A 21861-nucleotide genomic window follows, 5' to 3' on the forward strand; every position below is an offset into this window, starting at 1 on the left:
ATCTACTTTGACGGACACCCTGGATGAGGGGCTTTGGCCTCTCTGGGGAGGATGTCCATCATGGAGAGCATGGGGAAGAAGAAGCCTCGGCCTCGCCGCTTGTTCACGCCGGAGTTCAAGGCCGAGATCGTCGCGCTGTGCAGGCAGGGGGACCGGTCGGTCGGGCGGGTCGCGAAGGACTTCGACCTGACCGAGACCGCGGTACGCGACTGGGTGAGGCAGGCCGAGGTCGACGCGGGCGAACGCGACGGGACGACCTCGGGCGAGCGGGAGGAACTCGCCGCGCTGCGACGGGAGAACACCCGCCTGCGGCAGGACTTGGAAGTCCTCAAGCGAGCCACGGCTTTGTTCGCGAGAGAGACCCGGTGACGGTGCACCCGTTCATCGAGGCGGAGAAAACCGCAGGTCACAGCGTCAAGCGCGCGTGTGAACTGCTGCAGGTCTCGCGTGCCGCCTTCTATCACCGCCGCACTGCGACTCCCGGCCCGCGCGCCGCCGGGGACGCGGATTCGACCACGCGGATCATCGACGCCCACCGTGCCTCGCGCGGCAGCTACGGAGCCCCGCGCGTGCACGCGGTGCTGGTCCGCGGCGGCGCCCGGGTCGGGCGCCGCCGCATCGCCCGGCCGATGCGCGCTGCGGGCCTCGTCGGCCGGCACCGCCGACGAGGACGGCACACCACCGTCCCCGACCCGCACGCCGCCGCGGTCCGCCCCGACCTGGTCGGGCGCGACTTCAGGCCCGGCCCGGCACCGGTGACGCGGTGGTGCGGTGACATCACCTACCTGCCCACCGGGCAGGGCTGGTTGTTCCTCGCCACTGTCATCGACATCGCCACCCACCGAGTCGTCGGCTGGGCCACAGCGGACCATCTGCGCACCGGCCTCGTTGCCGACGCCCTACGCGACGCCGTCCACAGGCAGCGCCCGAAAGCCGGAACGGTCTTCCACTCGGATCGCGGCTGCCAATACACCAGCTACGAATTCGCCCTGCTCGCGGCGGACTTCGGTATCCGTCTCTCGGTCGGACGTTCTGGCCAGTGCTGGGACAACGCACTCGCCGAGTCGTTCTTCGCCACCCTCAAAAACGACCTGGGAGCGAGCCTGAGCTTGCTCCGCTTTGACGGACACCTTCGTTGTGGTGGTCAGGCCGCGAGTGCGGCTTCGTATTCGACAGGGCTGCGGTAGTCGAGGCTGCTGTGCAACCTGCGGATGTTGTACCAGGCCTCGATGACCCTGTTGCCCAATTCGTTCATATGGCGAGTTCGAGGGCTGCAAGTCGGGAGATTCTGGTCCGGGCGAGCGGGACGCCGGTCCACCAGGCGTCGAGCCGGATCATGTTGACTGCAGCAGCTGTCAGAACATGGCCGAGGTGCGTCTTGTCCAGGCCGCGGTAGCGGGTGCGTCGCATGCCGCCGACGGCGACGGCTTGGTGGATGGTCCCCTCGATACCCGCCCTGCCGGCGTAGCGTTCCTTCCACGCTTTGGTGCTCTGTTCGGCGCGAACACGTTCGAGCAGAGCGTCTTGTTCCTGAGGCCGGACGGTGAGCTGTCGATCGTATCGGGTGGAGCGGGTGCACTGGTCACGGACAGGGCAGGGAGAGCAGGTCGCGGTCGCGAAACGGATTCTGATCGCGTCACGGCCGTTGTTGTCGAGTCCCGCCGTCCAGTAGCGGCTGGTCTGTCCGGACGGGCATTTGGCCGTCTGTGCCTGCCAGTTGATCGTGAATGCGGACGTTCCGAAGCCGGTGGCTCCGACCTGTTGCGGAGTGCTGTTCGGCCGGACCGGTGCGATCACACGGATTCCGCGTTCGACCGGGGCGGTGAGCAGGAGTTCGGCGGAGGAGTATCCCGAGTCCAAGAGGTGTTCGGCGGGCTTGAGGCCCTTGGCGGTAAGGGCGTCGTGCACCCCTTCGGCAACGGTCGCGTCGTTCGCGGTGGCATCGGTGGTCACCACGTGGGTGATCGGATGCGGCTGCCCGGAGCCGGTGCAATTCTCGGTGCGCGTGGCGTTCCAGGGTGCTGCGGTCCTCGGGTGGCGGGCGGGCGAGCGGCGATGCATGCTCTTCGTGTTCGCTCGAACACCTCATGGCCATGACGGCTTGAGTTGGCCCTTTGCGGGGTCCAGCCGGATGGTAACGGCCGCGGGCCCCGGCGGTTGCCCTCAGAGGGTACTCAGTCGGGTGCGTGTCTCGTTCGCTTCGGGAAAGCCCATCGCCGTGTACAACGTGAGCGCCGTTTCCCATTGTGTTCGCGCGACGGCATCGTCGTTTCGTAGGTGTGCGAGGCAGCCCAGTTCGTAGTGGGCTCGGGCGATTCCCGATCGGTCGCCCACGATTGCGTAGTGGGCGAGGGCCCGGTCGATGTGTTCCCGGGCGGACGTCGTGGATCCGGTGAGCCGATCGAGAGAGCCCAGTTCCAGTTCCGTCCAGGCGATTCCGCGCCGGTTTTCGATGTTGTGGTAAATGGTCCACGCTCGCTCGAGGGAAGTTCGTGCGGCGGTCGTCTCACCTTTGACTCGATGCAGGGTGCCCAGTTCGACGAGTGCGTCGGCGATATTTCTCCGACCACCGAGATCGGTGAAGACGCGCAGGGCTGCGGACAAGAGGGTCAGAGCGTCGTCCCAGTCCCCGATGGTCCGGGCGAGGATGCCCAGTTCGCGGTCGGCCCACGCTCGTTTGGTCGCATCGTCGGTGCGTTCGGAGATGTCCCGGGCGCGGTGGAAGTGGTGTCGAGCCTGCGTGTAGGCCCCGGTCTGGCGGGCGACGATGCCCAGTTCGATGTGAATCCAGCCCTGGTTGCGTTCGTTCCCGATTCGGGTGAAAAGGGTGAGCGCCGCGTCCAGATGTTCGAGAGCGCCGCGGTAGTCGCCCGTCAGGCGGCACAGCATGCCGAGAACACCCTCGCTGTCGGCGTGCCCGCGAGTGTCGCCCGCCTGGAGGAAGAGAGCGCGGGCTTGTTCCGCGCGGACGGCCGCATCCTGGTATCGCCCGCGGTGGTGTTCGATGTTGGCCAGGTCCGCGTGGGCGTTGGCCTGGCCGAGGACGTCACCGAGGGCGACGAACATCGCCAGCGCTCGGCGGGCGTGCGCGTCCGCCCGGGGGTACTCGGACAGGGTCCGCGCCATGCGGTCGAGCCACAGATGACAGGCCGCCTGGCCCCGCCGGTCGTTCGCGATGATCGCCAACTGCAGGGCGGATCGGTTCAGTTCCTCGGCCTGGGGAATGTTGCGATGGAAGCGCATGTACGCGGAGATCCCGCTGACGAGCTGCCATGTGCCGTCCCAGTGCCGGTCGATCGCGAGACGGATCACCGCGTGCAGATCGTCGAAGTACACCGATGTCCACGTCAGGGCCTCGATCTCGCTCATCGGTGGCAGGACCGCAGGGTGGTGGTCTCGGGCGGCGCTCGTGATCACCGGTGCCCTGCCTTGGACACCGAGTTCGTCGATCACGTCCGACGTGGTCCGGAAGAGCCGCGTCAGGGCCTGCTCGTCCTCGCCCACCACCCCGGCGTCGGCGAGCGCGAGGGCGCGGACCAGGTCGTGGAATCCGAACCCGTGTGGGTCCGGTCGGTGGAGCAGCCCCAACCGGTGCAGTTCCGCCAGCGCGTCCTCGGTCTCCGCCGCGGGAAGGCCTGCGAGGGACGCCACGAACACGGCGATCAGATGTGGCCCCGGGTGAAGCGCGGCCCGGCGCAGGACCAGGCGCTCCCGGGGGCCCAGACGGCCGAACGATGTGGTGAAGACGCCGGCCCCGGCCACGGGGGGTGTCGTTCGTGTGGCCGGTGGCCCGGTCCCGTTGACGAGTTGGTCGACGGCGTGCCGGATCGTCAGCGGCAGTCGGTGAACCATGGCGAGTTCTCGTATGTCGTCGCCCGGTAACCGGTACGAAGCGCGGCGGACGATTTCACCGATCATGTGTTCGGCGTCTTCGACCAACAGTCCGTCGAGTCTCAGGTGGAGGTCTGGATCCAGCCCGGTGATCAACTCTCGGGCTGTCGAGATCACCAGGCATTCCCAGGAGCCGGGCAACAGATTCAGCACTTGGTCGGCGGTCACGACGTCGTCGAGGACCAGGAGCATGCGACGGCCTGTCGTGGCCGCGCGCCAGGCGGCGACCAGTCGGTCGATGTCGAGCACGGTCCGGGATATCTCGGGGGCGAACGTGCCGAGTGCGTCGAGCAGAACGTCCCTGGTGTCGGCGCGACCCGATCGGCCTCCGTGGCTGCGGAAGGCCAGGAAGAGCTGTGCGTCGGGAAACCGGTCGGCCAAGCGATACGCGGCCTGTGTCGCGAGTTCGGTCTTGCCGACGCCGGGCTCGCCGGTGATCAGGAAGAGGGCCGCCCGATGGGCCGCCCGGTTCGGGCGGGAGGTGAGGCTGGCCAACTCGGGGCGACGTCCGGCGAAGACGGCACTTGCGGGCGGGAGCGTGGAGGGCCCGGGTTCGGCGGGGTGTTCCGGCGCGATCGTCGGAGCCGGAAGATGTGTGGCTCCGACCGCACACAGCGAGACGATCACAAGTAACGAGGCAAACAACCACCAGTTCCAATCGGACGTGATCACGTTGGTGATCACGCCAGCGCCTGCCCCGAGCACGGGGCCCGAGGCGAGTATCGCGGTGTCTCGACGTCGCCGCACAGGTGAATGACTGGACAACCGAACTCCCGATCTTGTGGTGGTCGGATGGCGGCGTCGGTCCCTTACTGCGCGTACGAAGTCGGGGTGGGAGTTGCCGTATCGCCGGTGAACTCCTCGGAATCGAAGTCGCCCCTGAACGTGCGTCGCGGGAGGCGGCGGTCTCGGAGCCGAACGCCGCCTGGTAGCGGCTCACGGCTCGACGGGTGGGCCGTCGGCGTACACGACACCGGTGTGGTCCCCCTCCGGTGCCCTAACGGCTCCTTGTCCGCCATCCGGGCTTCGGCCGGTAGTACCCGGCGGGCGGCCCGCGGCACGGGGCGGGTACTCCGGTCGTGGTCGTCTCGATCCCCACGTCGAACACCGCCTGTGCGTCCTCCGACATCCACGTGCGGATCCGCCGGGAGTAATCGTCAGGTTCGCGTGCCGCTTCGCGATGCAGGTCACGTGCCACTCGTTGAAGCTCGGGCCCGACGCCCAGGTGCCTGTCCAGCCGGTGTCTCCCGCTCAACACCACGTCGTGGTCCACCCCATGGCCACCCCTTCTCCCCGGAGCCGCCGCGGCCCGAGCAGTCCTAAACCGCATCGGCCGGCCGCATGCACAAGAGTCCATGATGTGCCGGCGGATTCGGGGCCCGCAGGAGAACACCACTTCCACGCCGGATCCCGAAGGCGGCGCCGGGCGGCCTCGACGAGGCGCCGCGACGTTTCGGTTCGCGACTTCGCCGTGACGGGGGCGCTCGTGATGTGGGACTGGGGTCCATGCGAGACCGAGGTGTTCGGCTTCGGGCCGGTGGGGCGCTGCTCGTCCATGGTCGTGTGGGCCGCGTGCCAGCTCCCCGAGGCACCAACCCGGGGCCCGGCTCGGTTTGCCCGAGCACGGGGCACCGAGGAGACCCTGAAGGGCGCCTCAACCAACCGTCGCAAGCACGGGTGCGGGGGCGCTGAGGAGCGAATCAGGGTTTGGTCATGGACAGCGCGCGGGCCATGACCACGACACGTGAAAGCCGACCTCGATCGGAGCGCGCCCTCCCGTGCGCTCCTGCTTCGAACGCACACCGGCGCGATCGGGCCGGGCGTCGTGGGAGGAGACGGTAATGGGCGAGCCGATGTTGAGCACGTGGGTGGGGGTGGTTGAGCTGTTGGGCGCGGCGTGGACAGGTCCGGGCCTTGCTGCCGGACGGCCAGGCGTGCAATCGGTTCGACCGGAAGATCAGGGCCGCGCTCGGTCCCTGACGTTCGCCTCGTCGGATCGTCGTCTCGGTCGCTGCCGCACTTTGGCCGCCGGTCGCCAGCGCGGATCGGAACTGGGGGAGGCCGGTGTGATCGGGCAGGAACGGGACGCGGTGCCCGAGGCGTTGGCCGTGGCCCGGTGGTGCGCGCGGTCCGGTTGGCCGGTGCACCCGTTGGCGCCTCGACGCAAGACCCCACCCGCGAACTGCGAGGCATGCCATGAGCCCGGGCACACCCACGTCGGGTGCCCATGCCTGGCGGCGGGTCGCTGGTGTCACGGTTTCCACGCGGCCACGCTCGATCCGGAGCGCATCCGCGCCTGGTGGGGCCGCAGCTCACGGTTCGGCGTCGGCGTGGCGTGCGGCCCGGCCAACCTCATCGTCATCGACGTCGACGCCCACAACGCCGTCCTGCCCGACCGGGACCGACTGCTGCCGGGCATCACGATCGGCGAACACGTCGACCTGACCGGCCTGGCGAGCGGCTTCGACAGCCTGGCCCTCCTCGCCGCGCTCCGCGGCGCCCCGGACCCGACCGAGGACCGGGACACGCTCCGCGTGCGCACCCCCTCCGACGGCAAGCACGTCTGGTACCGCACCCCGCCGACCCGCAAGTGGCTGTGCTCCAGCGGTTCGAGCACCGGACGGGCCTTGGCCTGGCAGGTGGACGTGCGCGGCGTCGGCGGCTACATCGTCGCCCCCGGCACCCGCACCCCGGGCGGCGTCTACACCCCTGTGGGCACCTGCCGCGTACCGGCCCTGCTCCCGACCTGGCCGGCCACCGAACTCGCCCGCACCGGCCACGCCGACCACCCCCACCCCCCGGCCGGAAACCCTCCGGTGCCGCCCCGGGCCCGGATCGCCGTCGCCGCCGCGGGCGGCCACTCCAACTTCGCCGCCAAGACACTGGCCACGGTCCTGCAGGAGGTCGCGGACTGCGCACTCGTGCCGTCCGGGGCCGCGTTCAACGACAAACTCAACCGGGCCGCCTACACCGCCGGGGGTCTGGTCGCCGCCGGCCACCTCGACCCCGGAGACGCCGAACGCCTGCTCCTGGAAGCCGCAGAACGCGCCCGCCCCGGCCACGCGCAGCGATCCCTTTCCACCATCCGCGGCGGCATGACGGCCGGCCGCGCCAGGCCCCTGAACCCCGGAGGCCACCCTGCCGCTCTTCCCCGCCCAGGACACCAGCCCAGCCCCTTCCCCGGGTCGGGGTGCGGCGACCAGCCGCGGGCTGGTCCCCGACTCGCTCTCCGACCGCGGCAACGCCAAGGCCTTCGTCGCCCTCTACGGCGGCGACTTCCGACACGTCCCCGGCCTCGGCTGGTACCGATGGGCCGGACACCGCTGGCAACTCGACGAGGACGACACCGTGCTGTGGGCGGCCGGCGACATGGCCGAGACCCTCGCCACCTCCGACCCCCACCGCACCCACTCCGACGCCGAACTGCGCAAGCACCGCCGCCGATCACTGTCCACGTCGGGCCTCAAGTCCATGCTCATGCAGGCCCAGGCCGCCCCCGGCATGGTGCTGCGCGCCGAACACCTGGACGCCGACCCGTACGCGCTGTGCACCCCCGGCGGGGTCGTCGACCTGCATACCGGCGCAGTCGCCGCCTCCGACCCGGAGAAGCACAACCACTCCCGCTCGTGCACCGTCGCCCCGAGCGCGATGCCCACCCCGCGGTGGCACCGGTTCCTCACCGACACCTTCGGCGACGACGCCGAAGGCGCCGAGATGATCGACCTCCTGCACCTGCTGCTCGGCTACTCCGTCACCGGCGACGTCGGCGCGCAGATCATGCCGTTCCTGTACGGCCTCGGAAAGAACGGCAAGTCCGTCCTCCTGGACGTACTCGTCACCCTGCTCGGCGACTACGCCGACGCAGCCCCGCCCGGATTCCTCATGGCAAAGCCGTTCGAGGGCCATCCCACCGACCTCGCCGAACTCCACGGCCGCCGGGTCATCGTCTGCTCCGAACTCAAACCCGGCGACCGCTTCGACGAGGCCCGCTTCAAGCTCCTCACCGGCGGCGACCGCCTCAAGGCCCGCCGGATGCGGCAGGACTTCTTCAGCTTCGAACCCACCCACAAACTCTGGCTGCTCGGCAACCACCGCCCCGAAGTCACCAGTGGGGGCTTCGCGTTCTGGAGGAGGATGCGCCTGGTGCCGTTCGAGCGCGTCGTCGCCGACGAGCATCGAGTGGACAACCTCGCCCAGGTCCTGGTCTCCGAGGAGGGCCCGGGCATCCTGGCCTGGCTGGTCGAGGGCGCCCGCCGCTACCTCGCCGGCGACCGCGACCTCACCGGCCCGCCCCGTGTCCGGGTCGCCACCCACGCCTACGCCGAGACCGAGGACCACATCGGCCGTTTCGTCGACGAACGCTGCACCCTCGCCACCGGCATGCGCGCCGAACAGACCGGCCTGTACGCGGCCTACCGCACCTGGTGCGGCTTCGAGGACGCCTCCCCGGTTTCCGCCCGCGCGTTCGCGGCCAGGATCCGGGAGACGGTCGGCCTGACCTCGCCCCGCCAGATGACCACGTCCAACCAACGCAAGTACTACCCGGGCATCGGCCTGCTCGACGACACCGAGGAGACCCCGTGAGCGCGCTGATCACGTCGGAGCAGATCGCCCACGAGAGCGACATCGTCTGGCTCGAGGACCCCACCGACCTCGACTACGTCCGCCAGGTCCTCGACCGCCTCCCCCGTCGTAGCGGGACCCCGGCCTTCCATCGCGACGGCCGCATGGTCGGCTATGCCGTCCTCGGGCCCCAGGCGAAAGCCTCCCGAGCGTCGGGTACCTACCGCCGCCGCGTGTTCTGGCTCGCCCCGCACGACCGCGATCAGGCCCCGACCGGCGCCTACATCTCCGGCGCTCCCTCCGAAGCGGTCGACCCCCGCACCCTGGAACCGAAAGTTCCCGGACACAAGACGCAGCGCTCCGAGGGCGGACCGCCGTCCGAGGCCATGCGCGAACTGGGCATAACGCTGCCCAAGGGATAGACACCGGGCCGGCGGAGATCTCGGCGATCAGAGCGACCGAAGCGACCGAAGTCGGGAATCGAGTCCGCGAAACGACGGCCGGCGACATTCCTGTGGACACAACCGCCGGGGACAAGTCGGTTGCCCCCACAGGGCAACCTTCCGTGTGATGTGTCGACCCCGGGTCGACACATCACACCCACAAGTCCCGACACCGGGGCGAGGCCGTGCCGGCCACATCGACCACGAACGGTCCCCGACACCCGCGAAACACCGATCACTTCTCCCTACGTGCTCGGGATCCGGACGCCGAACAGCGAGGACCACAAGAACCTCCGTGCCAAGCCTGTCCACGGCGATGTCCACGCCGACACTCCCCGCCGCAGCGACGAGTGTCGCGGGCCGGGCCGGGTGCCGCGGCCCTCGCGTCGGCGAGGTCTGCTCACGACCCGGCTCCACGTTCACCCCGGAACGCGAGCGCGACAGCGAGTGGTTCGACCACCTCCACGACACGCATCCCGCCCTCGTTCCTTGCCGATGGCCTCGGTGGGTCGCGGCCTTGTCTGATATCGGTCGCTGTTTCCTGAGGTTCTGTCGTGTTTTCGGTTCGGTTGCGTGTCGTTCCCGGAGGGGCGGGGTTGGGGTGTGCCGCGGCCCCACGCTCCTTCGGGGAGTGTGGGGCCGCGGTGTTGGTGTGGTGTGTCTAGGGGAGGGGTGTGAGGTTGGGGTAGGTGTGGAGGGTGCCGTCGTCCCAGATGGCGACGAGGTCTGTTTTGGGGTTGTCGTCGAGGTTGCCGGCGGCGATGTCGCGGACGGTGCTCCAACTGGCGTCGGGCCACAGGGGGACGCTGTTGTCGAACGCGGCGCCGTTGACGATGGTGCCGCGCCCTCGGTAGAGGTGGAGGTGTCCGGTGCGGCTGACGGCGGCGAGGTCGGTTTTTCCGTCCGCGTTGAAGTCGCCGCCGGCGGTCAGGCGCATGCCGGCCCAGGTTTTGTCGGGCCACATGGGTATGGCGTCGGCGAGGTGTGCGTTGCCGTCGCCGGCGTAGAGCATGAGGCTGCCGTCGTCCCAGATGGCGGCGAGGTCGGTCTTGCCGTCGCCGTTGAAGTCGCCGGCGGTGATGGCGCCCATGGTGCGCCAGCCGTTGTCGGGCCACAGGAGGACGCCGGCGGTCAGGGTGCCGTCGCCGTGTCCGGCGTACAGCCACAGGTGTCCGGTGGCGCTGACGGCGACGACGTCGTCGTGGGCGTCGCCGTTGAAGTCGCCGGCGGTCAGGGCGGTCATGGCCTTCCAGGTGGCGTCGGGCCACAGCCCGGTGCGGGGCCGGAGGGTGCCGTCTGGGTTGGTGACGTGCAGCCACAGGGAGCCGCTGTCGTCGACGCCGACCACGTCGGCGCGGCCGTCGCCGTTGATGTCGGCGGTGGCGATGTCGCGTTGCGGCGCGTAGGGGGTGTCGACGGCGGCGCCGGGACTCCAGTGGATGTAGCCGCCCTGGAAGTCGGAGCGGCGTCCGCCCAGGAGCGGGTATTCGTCGCCGGTGGGGAACCCGAGGTAGCCGTTCTCCCAGCCGAGTGCGATCCAGCGGTCGCGGATGGCGCCGTAGACGGCTTGGGCGCCGGTGGCGGTCGACCAGTAGATGGAGGCGTGGTCGGCGGTGGCCCCGGGGAGGCGGAAGTGGGTGTAGGTGCCGGGTTTGGTGGGGGTGTTGGTCTGGTCGGTGGAGGGCAGGCCGAGGAAGCCGCGGGCGCCGCCGAGGGATTCCCAGTGGTCGTAGGTGTCGCCGTGGAGTTCGTGGACGCCGGCGTTGCCGGCGGTGATGGCGCCGGCTCCGTTGGTGGTGTTGCCGGCGAAGCGGCTGATCGCGCCGAATCTGGTGCCGGCGCCGTCCTGGAGGGGGGTTTCGTCGCCGACGGGGTATCCGAGGGTGCCGCGGGTGCCGCCGCCGGTGAGCCACTTGGTGCGGACGGTGCCGCGGACGATCCAGGCGCCGGTGTAGCGGGAGTAGTTGATGGACGCGGCGGCGGTGGCGTTGCCGCTGTCGGCCTCGAAGTCGGCCCACCAGCCTTCGCCGTCGCCGTCTCGGACGGTTCCGGTGACGGGGTAGCCCAGTTCGCCGGTCAGGCCACCGGAGGCGATGTATTTGCTGAGGATGGGTCCGCAGAGTTTGACGGCGTCCGGTGTGGTGCGTCGGGTCGCGGAGGGGAAGGTTTGGCAGGTGGTGTCGGGGGTGGTGCGGTTGGCCAGGAGGATGCCGGGTGCGAACGCGGTGGCGCTTCCGGGTTTGTTGGCCAGGACGACGTAGATGCCGCCGTCGAGTGCCTGGGCCCACAGGTCGGCACGGTCGTCGCCGTCGAGGTCGCCGTCGGCGCGCAGGACGGGGTAGGCGGTGACGGTCAGGTCGGAGGCGATGCGTACGCGGGTGGTGTCGTCGGCCAGCGCGGCCGGGTCGGTGACGCCGGCGTTGATGCGCGAGGGGTACTGGTAGAGGGCGCCGTCGCGGCGGTCGCGGGCCCACAGGTCGGGGCGTTGGTCGCCGGTGACGTCCCCGGGCGCGAGGAGGTCGTAGTTCGTCCAGTCCTTCGTGCCCAGGAAGCGGGCGGTGGTGCGGAACTGGCCGGGGACTCCGTTGCCGGGCATCAGGTACAGGCGTGAGGTTCCGGCGGTCTTCTCGGCGGGTGTCTGTTCGACGACGAACATGTCGAGGGTGCGGTCGCCGTCGACGTCGCCGGCGGCGACCATCTGCCGGACCGCGCTCCAGGTGTTCGGGTCGTAGCCGGGGCAGAGCCGGTCGGCGGCGGCGGGGTTGTCGCACGAGGGCGGCCGGGTGACCACGCGGCGGTTCCTGGGGCCGTAGTACTGGGTGTCGTTGGCGGCCAGTCCTCTGGGGTTGGCGTAGGGGATGGCCCGGGTCTCGCTGTTGCGGTAGGTGTACAACTGGCCTTCGGCCAGCGCCCACAGGTCGTCGGCCTGTGCGCCGGCGCCGCCGCGGTGGGTGAACAGGGCGCCCTGCCAGGTCGGGGTGGTCGGATTGATCGGGCCGGTGGCCGCGCGGGAGGCGAGTCTGCCGCCCTTGGCGGGGTCGGAGCCGGCGTCGTACATGATCAGGTCGCCGTTGTCGGCGACGGTGAGCATGTCCACGCGGGTGTCGCCGGTGATGTCGCCCAGACGGATGGTGGCGGACGGGTTCATCGGCGCGTAGAAGTTGTAGGTGGCGTTGGGGCTCTGGTTCCCGGCGCGGTCCACCGCGCGCACGGTCAGGGTGTTCCCGGACCATCCCGGAACGGGGAGGTCGACGATCTCCCAGGTCTTGTTCTGCTCGTTCCAGGTGGCCTGGTTGGCGGGGCCGACCGGCATGACGGCGTTGAGGACGTAGTCGACGCGGGCGACGCCGGATCCGGTGTCGGCGGCGGTGACGGTGAAGGTGCCCTTGGCGCCGGCGGGCTTGTTGCTGCCGCTCGAGGGATAGTCGGTGCTGGTGACCGAGGCGACCTCGGGCACGGTGGCGTCGACGGTGAAGACGCAGCTGTCGGCCCAGGCGGACGCCAGGCCGCCGTTGCCGTCGCCGCCCTTGACGCTCCACTGGAAGTCGTGGCCGGGGACGAGGACGTTGGTGGGGGCGTAGGCGTGGCCGGTGGCACCGTTCTGCCCCCAGGCGACCCAGCCGCTGTTCCACACCTCCTTCCCGCTGTCGGAGCGGTCGTTGAGGGCGAACCACAGGTCGCCGTCGTCGCCGTCGGGGTCGTTGCGGTCGGCCATCAGGTCCAGCCGCCCGACGTCGGGGTTGAGCCGGCCGACGTATCCGCACTTGCCGGACCCGGCGTCGCCCGCCGGGGCGGGGTCGGTGCGCAGGTTGGTGGGCGGGTTGGGGCGCGTGTTGTAGACGACGGTCAGGAACGTGTCGTCGGCCTCGCGGGAGACGCGTTTGAAGCCGTTGTTGGTGTCGGTCCTGCTCTCGTTGCCGTACAGACCGAACGTGACCGAGGTCCAGTGGGTGCGCGCGGAGATCTGGCCGGTGACGTCGAAGTCCAGGAGCTGGTTCCCGCAGGCGTACGAACCGCTCGCCCACTGCGAGGCGCCGGTGGGCTGGTTGATCCAGTGGGTCTGCGTGGTCAGGGTGTCGGAGACCGCGTTGAGGTACACCGGCTGCGGGTTGGTGTTGCATTCCCCGAGGGCGGAGGAGACCTGTTTGGCGTTGAACGTGGCCGACTTGACGACCTTTCCGTCCAGGCCGATCGGCACCCGGAAGAAGCTGCGCTCCAGGCCGGTCTTGATCCGCCAGTGCTGGTAGCCGACACCGGGCTGGTAGTCCGTGCGCCCCCAACCGGGGGTGTCGTCGTAGGCGGACTGCACCCACCCCCACATGCCGGCGGTCTTCTTCACCGGTGTCCAGCTGGGGTCGATGTAGACCGGGAAGACGGTGTCCGGGCCCGCCAGCAGCGCGGTGTCGGCACCCAGCGTCAGGGAACCCCCCGCCAGCTTGGTGTCCAGGTCCGCCGTCTCGGCGAACGCCCCGGGACGGTGCGCGTCGGAGACCAGTTCGCCCTGTGGCACGCCGGCGGGGTCCGGCGTCGCAGTACCGGCGTCGGCCGTCGTCGCGGCGCCGGCGTTCGCGCGTGCCGCGGGGCCCGTGGCCTTGGGGACGGTGCGCGAGTCCCACATGCGCGGGGTCGGGGCTACGAAGGCGAGCGTGCCGTCGCCCGCCTTGGCGACGAGCGTGCCGTCGCCCTCCTCGGCGAGCGCGACGCCGTCGCTGCCCACGGTCAGGTTGAGTGCGGCCAGGGCCGGATTCCCGGCGGCCTGCGGGGTCTTGACGATCAGGGTGTGCGTGAAACCGCCCTTCTCGGTGGCCGTCACCTTCAGGTCCACGTCCGGGAACACCCCCGGATACAACGCCCCCGCCCCGTCCAGGACGGGGCGGGGCAGCACCGTCGGCCAGGTGAGCGAGAGGGTGCGGCCCTCGCTGGTCATCGACGCCAGGACGTTGTCCCCGCCACCGCCCAGCACCAGGTCGCCGGTGGTGGCCACCGGGCGCACCTTCCCGTCCGGGGACGCCTTCAGGGTCGCGTCGAGGTCGACCCAGGTCCCCGTCTTGTTCGTGCGCGCCGGCTCGACCGTGCGCTTGAGCGACACGGTGCCGTCGGGCATCGCGGTGACGGTGTCGGTCTCGGTGGTCAGGGCCGGGATCGCGACGGGCTTGCCCGTGCTCCGCGCCTGCGCGGCCGCGCTCGCCTCTGCCGGTGCGGGCGGCCCGCTCGCCGGGGCGGAATCCGTCGCGGTGCCCGCGGCGGTCGCCGCCGAGGCCTGCGAGGTCTCGGGCGCGACGAGCGCCCGGGCGTTCGCGGACGCGTCGGGAACGGCGGCGCCGACGGCGGGTGCGAGTACTCCGCACGTGAGGGTGAGGCCGACCATGCCGCACACGGCGGCCTTCATTCGGGGTCGTATTCGGGCATGGCGGGGTGGAAGCCCCATCGCGGCTGCTCCTTGCAAGGCCGGGGAGCCCGGCGCGAGTGCGCATAGGCGCAGGGAAAGTAGCGGGTCACAGTCGGTGATCACAACCAAAAAGTTTGTGTGACCCGACTCACATGCGATCGACTCGCAGTCGCATGATCACCCTGTGTCATTCGCGCCGACAGGCCTTTCGGATGCAAGGGATGATCGCGACTTCTCGCGGCCATGCGACGATCCGCGACCCCTTTTCGTTGTAGTGATCCAAATCACTTAGAGTCCCGGAACCTTCATTGTCAACAAAACACCAAGCCCATAGCCTGCGCCTCTCATTTGGTCTTTCGCCCGTTCGTCGGGGGCGGGAACGGCGGGAGGCAGGGTGACTGGCATGGGCGTGGGTTCGTGGAGGGCCGGCGGCAGGAACAGGCGCGGACGGCGGAGCATCGCCCGGCCCCTGGTCGTGGCGGGCACCGTCCTGGCGCTGTTCGCGTCCGTGGGTCCGGCCCAGGCCCACGGACTGCTCGTCGACCCGAGGAACCGGCCGGCCTGGTCCCCGAGCCCCCTCGACCACATGCCCTCGGTCGGCGGCTCGGACGCGCCGAAACCCAGGATCCAACCGCTGACCGGAGACGGGCGCCCCGCCTGGAAACCGGCCAAACCCCAGTGGCCCGCGCCGCTGGAGGCCGAGACCGCCCCCGCCCCCGAATCGGCCACCCGATCCACCGGGTTGGCGGCCCTGCTCGCCGCCCCGGGCCAAGGCCGCGTCGGCGACAGCCCGGTCCGCGTCACCACCCCCGCCGCCGGCGACGCACCCTCACCGCTCAAACCCCGCACCACACTCGCCCCGAACACCACCCCGGCACCCACGAAGGTCAAGGTCACCCTCGCCGACCGGGCAGCCACCGACCGCGCCGGCGTCGACGGCGTCCTGCTGAGCGTCGCCCGCACCGACGGCCGCACCGACACCGGCCGCATCACCGTCTCCGTCGACTACTCGGCCTTCCGCGACGCCTTCGGAGCCGACTGGTCCACGCGACTTCGCCTGTTCGCCCTGCCCGAATGCGCCCTGACCACCCCCGACCGGGCCGACTGCCGCACCCGCACCCCGATCGACAACTCCCGCAACGACCGCGCCACCCAGCGCGTCAGCGCCGACGTCGACCTCCCCGCCGCGATACCCCAGGCCGGCGCCCCGACCGCGACCGGCCGCATGGTGCTGGCCGCAACCGCCGCCGACGCCGGCCCCTCCGGCGACTTCAAGGCGACCTCGCTGTCCGCATCCGGCGCCTGGACCGCCGGCGGCAACTCCGGCTCCCTGAACTGGAGTCACCCGATCCCGGTCCCGCCCGCGATCGGCGGCACCGCCCCCCGGATCAACCTCGCCTACAACTCCGGCGCCGTCGACGGCCGCACCACCTCCACCAACAACCAGGCATCGTGGATCGGCGAGGGCTGGGACTACTCGCCCGGCTACGTCGAACGCTCCTACCAGGCCTGCGCCAACGACGGCCGGGACAAGTCCGGCGAGAAGTGCTGGTCGAACCAGAACACCCTCACCCTCTCCCTCAACGGCAAGTCCTCCACCCTCCTGCGCGACGACATCTCCAAGACCTGGCGCCTGCAGGACGACGACAACTCCCGCATCGAACTCCTCACCGGCGCGGACAACGGCGACGACGACGGCGAACACTGGCGCCTGACCACCACCGACGGCGTCCAGTACTACTTCGGCGCCGGCCACAAACCCGGCGGCAACACCGGCCCCGCCACCAACGCCACCTGGACCGCACCCGTCTACGGCAACGACACCGGCGAACCCTGCAACAAGCCCGCCGGGTTCGACGCCTCCTGGTGCCCACAGGCCTGGCGCTGGAACCTCGACCACGTCGTCGACACCCGAGCCGGCCTGGTCACCTTCACCTACAACGAGGAGAAGAACACCTACACCCGCGGCGCCGTCCTCGTCGGCTCCGGCACCCTCACGCCCTACACCCGCGGCGGCACCCTCGCCAAGATCACCTACGGCAGCAAGACCACCGACACCACCGGCCCCACCGCACAAGTCCTCTTCGACACCGCCGAGCGCTGCCTCAAGAAGGACGGCTTCGACTGCGACCCGGCCAAGATGACCAAGGCCAACGCCGCCAAATGGCCCGACGTCCCCGTCGACAAGGTCTGCGCCACAACCGGCACCTGCGAGCAGTACGGCCAGACGTTCTTCTCCACCCGCCGCCTGACAAAGATCACCACCCAGGCCCTGGTCGGCACCGGCTACCAGACCGTCGACGAGTACGCCCTCGACCAGGACTACCCCGACCCCCAGGACGGCTCCACCGCCACCCTGTGGCTCAACTCCATCACCCACACCGCCTACGACGGTTCGAAGCGGATCGACACGCCCTCGGTCGACTTCGTCGGCAAGTTCAAGCCCAACCGCGTCGACGCGGGCGGCGACATGGCCCCGCCCATGAACCGACGCCGCATCACCGGCATCACCAACGAGACCGGCGGCCAGACCACCGTCGACTACAACGACCCCGAATGCACCCCCGCCACGCTGCCCACCCCCGACACCAACACCAAGGCCTGCTACCCCATGTGGTGGAGCTACGGAGACTCCGAACCCGTCCTGCACTGGTTCCACAAGTACACCGTCGCCCAGGTCACCCAGCACGACCCCACCACCCACGGCGCGGTCGACACCTCCACCCGCTACGAATACCTCGGCGGCGCGGCCTGGCACCGCGACGACTCCGAACTCACCGAGGACAAGGAAGCCTCCAAGCCCAAGTCCAAGGACCGCCGCACCTGGAACGACTACCGCGGCTACGCCGAGGTGATCACCCGCTCCGGCGCCGGCCCCGACAAGGTCACCAAGTCCAAGTCGCTCTACCTGCGCGGCATGGACGGCGACGTCAAGAAGGACGGCACCAAGCGCGCGGTCACCGTCACCGACTCCACCGGCGAGCCGATCACCGACGCGGACCCGCAGGCGGGATTCGCCTACGAGACGCAGACCTTCGACGGCAACGACGTCGGCAACAAGGTCGTCGCCACCACCTCGTCCCGACCGTGGACGTCCGGGATCACCGCGACCCACAAACGCGTCCGCGACCTCCCGGACCTCACCGCCCGGATGACGCGCACCGACCGCATCGTCACTCGCGAACTGTTGGCCGACGACACCTGGCGCAAGACTCGCAAGGAAACCACGTACGACGCCACCTATGGGCTGCCCACCACGGTGGCGGACTTCGCCGACAACCTCGACCCGTTCTGCGCGACCACGACCTACGCGCACAACACCACCGCGTGGATCATCGGCAAACCCACCGAGGTCGTCTCCGTCGTCGGAGACTGCGCGACGACCCCGACCCAGAGCAGCGTCTACGCCCAATCACGCGTCTACTACGACACGCTGCCGCTGGGCCGGGTCGGCGCGATCGGCGACGTGACGGCGACCGAGGCGGCCACCGACTACAAGGCCGGCGCCCCGGAATGGCTCACCACCGCCAGGTCGGAGTACGACGCCTACGGCCGTGTGGTCAAGGCCACCGACGCCGAGAACAACGTCACCACGACCGCGTACGAACCCGTCGCGGGGGCGCTGCCGACGCGCACCAGGGTCACCAACGCCAAGGGCTGGACCGCCGTCCAGGAATTCGCCGGCGCCCGCAACCTCCCGGTCAAGTCCGTCGACGCCAACGGCCTGGTCGTCCAGCAGGAATACGACGCCCTCGGCCGCCTGATCGCCGTGTGGCAGCCCGGACACGCCAAGTCCGCCAACGCGGACCTCCAATTCGCCTACCGGGTCAACAAGACCGCACCCTCGGTGGTCACCACCAAGACCCTGCGGATCAACGGTCAATACAGCGTCGCCAACAGCATCCTGGGTGCCTTCCTCCAGCCGCGCCAGACCCAGACCAGCCCCGGCAACGAAGCCGGTGGGCGTCTGGTGGCGGACACCTTCTACGACAGCCTCGGCCGCCCCCTCAAGTCCAACCAGCCGTACTACGAACCCAACGCGGAACCGAACGGCTCGGTGTTCGTCGCCACCGACACCCAGGTCCCCGCGCAGACGGCCTTCACCTACGACGGCCAGGGCCGCAAGACCGTCGAGGGGTTCTCCTCCAAGACGATCAAGCAATGGGAGACCCTCACCGCCTACCAGGGCGCGGACAAGGTGACCGTCACGCCCCCCGCCGGCGGCGTCAGGACGATGTCGACCGACGACGCCCGCGGCAAGCCGACCGAACTGCGCGAGTACCGCAACGACGACCCCACGGGCACCGACTTCACCAAGATCACCTACACCTACACCCCGCGCGAGGAACTCAAGACCGTCACCGACGCGGGCGGCAACACCTGGACGTACACGTACGACTTCCTCGGCCGCAAGATCCACACCGCCGACCCCGACAAGGGCCCCTCGGACACCGCCTACGACAAGGTCGGCCGCGTCCTCACGACCACCGACGCCCGCGGCCAACAACTGCACTACGAGTACGACCAACTCGGCCGCAAGACGGGGCTGTACAAGGGCGCTGAGGCCAAACCGGAGAACCTCCTCGCCGGATGGTTCTACGACACCCTGGCCAAGGGACAACAGGACAAGTCGATCCGCTACGTCGGCGGCGCCGCCGGCGCCCAATACGTCAGCGAGATCACCGGCTTCGACACCGACTCCTACCGACCCACCGGCACCCGCACGACCATCCCCGCCACCGAGGGCAAGCTCGCCGGCGTCTACCAGACCACGGGCACCTACGAGAAGCTCACCGGCAGGCAATCCTCCCTCACCCTGCCCGCCCACGGCGGCCTGCCCGCGGAGGGCCTGAGCTACAGCTACCTGGCCACCGGCCAACTCGGCGGCCTGGCCGGGCAGGACCCCTACCTCTTCTGGGCCGACTACGACGAACTCGGCCGCAACACCCGGGCCTACCTGGGCTCCGAGTTCACCCTCGCCTCCTTCACCACCCAATACGACGACGCCACCGGCCGCCTCCTCGGCACCCAATGGGCCAAATCCACCGCCGACACCCCCGTCGACGCAACCTCCTACACCTACAAGCCCAGCGGTGACGTCACCTCCATCAAGACCGTCCGCGACGGCACCACCACCGACACCCAGTGCTTCACCTACGACGGCCACCGCCGCCTCAAGGAAGCCTGGACCGACACCGCCGGCACCGACACCCCGACCTTCCCCCGCGTCGGCGGCGTCGGCGGCTGCACCACCCAGACACCGACCAAGAACACCGTCGGCGGCCCGGACCCGTACTGGCAGTCCTTCGACTACGACATCGTCGGCAACCGCACCAAACTCGTCGACCACGACCCCACCGACGACCCCACCAAGAACGTCACCACGGAATACGGCTACCGAGCGGGCGCCCAGCCCTCGAACCGCACCCACCGCCTGGACACGGTCACCGTCAAAACGGGCACTCGTCAGGCCGTCACCACCGGGCTGACCTACGACGAGTCCGGCAACACCAAGACCCGCCCCGGCGCCGACTCCAACCTCCAGACCCTCACCTGGAACGAAGAGGACAAGCTCACCAAGGTCGCCTCCGCGACCGGCACCAGCGAATACCTCTACGACGCCGACGGCAACCGCATCATCCGCCGAGAAGCCGGCAAGACCACTCTCTACCTCGGCACCGACGAACTCACCACCAACACCGACGGCACCGGCCCCGTCATCGGTACCCGCACCTATCCGGCAGCCGGCGGCACCGCCGTCGTCCGCAACGGCAACGGCGCGGTCGCATACATGGCGGCCGACCATCACGGCACCCCGGTCAGCACCCTCGACGCCGCCACCCTGACGGCAACCCGACGCCAGTCCAAGCCCTTCGGCGAGCCCCGCGGAGCCCAGCCCACCCAGGCCAACGGCCAATGGCCCGACGACAAGGGCTTCCTCGCCAAGCCCATGGACGCAACCGGCCTCACCCACGTCGGCGCCCGCGAATACGACCCCGCTCTCGGCCGCTTCATCAGCGTCGACCCGATCATGGACCTCACCGACAGCCAGCAAATGCACGGCTACACGTACGCCGGAAACAATCCCGCGACGGTCAGCGACCCGACGGGCCTCCTCGGCATAGGTGAAGCCATGGGCTCGGCGGCCGGCGGCGGGAACAAGAGGCAGGACAAGGCGGAGGACGAAGCCGCAGAAAGTACGAAGAGAAAGGGCAGCAACCCTGTCACCACTGTCGCCTATCACAGCGGAGGCCGGAAGACCGGTTCTGATCCCACTGAAACGGTTGGCGAGGCTGTTATTCTGGGCTTGATCGCTGGATACCAAGCCGCCACCAGGGCTAAGGCCATCGCCGAAGGACTTGTCGATCTGGCCGAAACTACGTGGGATCGCTGCAAAACGGGTCAGTGGCTCATCTGCTCGCCGGCGCACTGGAAATGGAAGTGGAACCCCTTCAGTGGGGGTGGCGGTGGGGGAAATTGCGACCACAGCTTCCTCCCTGGCACGGAAGTTCAGATGGCCGACGGCTCGACGAAGCCGATCCAGGACATCAAACCAGGCGACGCAGTTTCGTCGGCTGATCCCGAAACCGGGGAAAATAAACCTCGCACCGTTCTCGCATCAATCACTACCGAGGACGACAAGGAATTCGCAGAGATCACCGTCCAGGCGGACCAAGGCGAAGCCTCGGTCATCGCCACCACCAACCATCCCTTCTGGGTCCCAGAGCTGAAGCAATGGGTCAATGCCGGTGACCTGAAACCTGGCCAATGGCTACAGACCGCCTCCGGTACCTGGGTTCAGATCTCTGCCATTCGGCTCTACACCAAGCAACAACGCACCCACGACCTGACCGTCGACACCGACCACACGTACCACGTGCTGGCCGAGACGACTCCGATTCTGGTGCACAATTGTGACGAGGAGGATCTTAGCGAAGAAGCCAAGAAGAAATTCGCAGAGATTGCGGGTAAGCTTCCGGTTCGACCAAATGATCTAGGCCCGACCACGGGACAAATCGTTGACAGTAATGGAGAGCCCATCGGCGGATGGATTGACAGCAGCCGGGACGCCGAGTACACAGCTATCGATGGGCTCCTCCGTGTGACTCCGGACGCTCCGCATCCCCGCGACAACCCAATGAATATGCATCCGGCAGCCTCTCATGTTGAGGCGAAAGTGGCATGGCGAATGTGGGGAAATTCGAAAGACCCTCGCCATATAATGCATGCCCACGTGATTATCAACAATTCTGAAGGGCCTTGCAAAAGAAGCAACATTGGTTGCGAATGGACAGTCCCATGGGTTCTTCCCCCGAACTCGAGCCTGACAGTATGGTATCCGGGACCTGATGGGAAATTGAAACCTAGGACACTTCACTCGGAACGCTGATCTGGTGCGGATAACAGCAGGCCGGAGTGTATTACACATGAAGATCATGAGGGATCGTACGCACCGCCCCGGGCCGCTGCGTCATCGGCCAATGGCCCCACGATGCGCCGCGGAATATTTCCGAGTCGGCGACCGCCTGCCCTGGAACCGCCCGACACCCCGTCTCCGGTGAGGCTGGCCGGGTC

8 protein-coding genes and 1 pseudogene are annotated in these 21861 nt (G+C 69.2%); 6 read left to right on the forward strand and 3 right to left on the reverse strand.

Features of this window, described 5'->3' with window-relative positions:
• The first annotated feature begins 60 nt into the window (after positions 1-60).
• On the forward strand, positions 61-369 hold the full coding sequence (locus tag ACH4U8_RS44415; RefSeq protein ID WP_395784288.1) for a transposase: 309 nt from the start codon (positions 61-63) through the stop codon (positions 367-369).
• Complete coding sequence (locus tag ACH4U8_RS44420; RefSeq protein WP_395784290.1) at positions 366-1187, forward strand: IS3 family transposase; 822 nt, start codon at positions 366-368, stop codon at positions 1185-1187. The genes ACH4U8_RS44415 and ACH4U8_RS44420 overlap by 4 nt, the downstream gene beginning before the upstream one ends.
• A 64-nt stretch (positions 1188-1251) precedes the next feature.
• Here the strand turns inward: ACH4U8_RS44420 and ACH4U8_RS44425 are convergent, their stop codons facing one another.
• Positions 1252-2061, reverse strand: a complete 810-nt coding sequence (locus ACH4U8_RS44425; protein ID WP_395784292.1) for a transposase — start codon at positions 2059-2061, stop codon at positions 1252-1254.
• Between the two features lie 102 nt (positions 2062-2163).
• Positions 2164-4575 carry a tetratricopeptide repeat protein gene (locus tag ACH4U8_RS44430; RefSeq protein ID WP_395784294.1) on the reverse strand — a complete coding sequence of 804 codons (2412 nt, stop codon included), beginning with the start codon at positions 4573-4575 and terminating at the stop codon, positions 2164-2166.
• 1169 nt (positions 4576-5744) lie between these two features.
• Here ACH4U8_RS44430 and ACH4U8_RS44435 point away from each other — a divergent pair.
• The 3 genes and pseudogenes from ACH4U8_RS44435 to ACH4U8_RS44445 form a co-directional block, all read left to right on the forward strand.
• Positions 5745-6581, forward strand: a pseudogene (locus ACH4U8_RS44435) (bifunctional DNA primase/polymerase); the annotation flags it as partial.
• A gap of 448 nt (positions 6582-7029) precedes the next feature.
• Complete coding sequence (locus ACH4U8_RS44440) at positions 7030-8475, forward strand: phage/plasmid primase, P4 family (protein ID WP_395784338.1); 1446 nt, start codon at positions 7030-7032, stop codon at positions 8473-8475.
• Positions 8472-8876: a DUF6009 family protein gene (locus tag ACH4U8_RS44445; protein ID WP_395784340.1), complete on the forward strand. Its 405-nt coding sequence runs from the start codon at positions 8472-8474 to the stop codon at positions 8874-8876. Before ACH4U8_RS44440 ends, ACH4U8_RS44445 begins: the two co-directional genes overlap by 4 nt.
• Positions 8877-9558: 682 nt before the next feature.
• Here the strand turns inward: ACH4U8_RS44445 and ACH4U8_RS44450 are convergent.
• Positions 9559-14325, reverse strand: a complete 4767-nt coding sequence (locus ACH4U8_RS44450; protein ID WP_395784296.1) for an FG-GAP-like repeat-containing protein — start codon at positions 14323-14325, stop codon at positions 9559-9561.
• A 436-nt stretch (positions 14326-14761) separates the two neighbouring features.
• On the opposite strand from ACH4U8_RS44450, the gene ACH4U8_RS44455 reads away from it, so the two are divergent.
• Positions 14762-21676 carry a DddA-like double-stranded DNA deaminase toxin gene (locus tag ACH4U8_RS44455; RefSeq protein ID WP_395784298.1) on the forward strand — a complete coding sequence of 2305 codons (6915 nt, stop codon included), beginning with the start codon at positions 14762-14764 and terminating at the stop codon, positions 21674-21676.
• The last annotated feature ends 185 nt before the right edge of the window (positions 21677-21861 follow it).

Origin of the sequence: Embleya sp. NPDC020886 (assembly GCF_044333915.1) — a bacterium.
GTDB lineage: Bacteria > Actinomycetota > Actinomycetes > Streptomycetales > Streptomycetaceae > Embleya.

What these genes read in the sequence shown, in the direction of transcription:
- ACH4U8_RS44450 (WP_395784296.1), bottom strand. Translation starts at nt 14,325, where the DNA reads ATGGGGCTTCCACCCCGCCATGCCCGAATACGACCCCGAATGAAGGCC.
- ACH4U8_RS44415 (WP_395784288.1), top strand. Translation starts at nt 61, where the DNA reads ATGGAGAGCATGGGGAAGAAGAAGCCTCGGCCTCGCCGCTTGTTCACG.
- ACH4U8_RS44425 (WP_395784292.1), bottom strand. Translation starts at nt 2,061, where the DNA reads ATGCATCGCCGCTCGCCCGCCCGCCACCCGAGGACCGCAGCACCCTGG.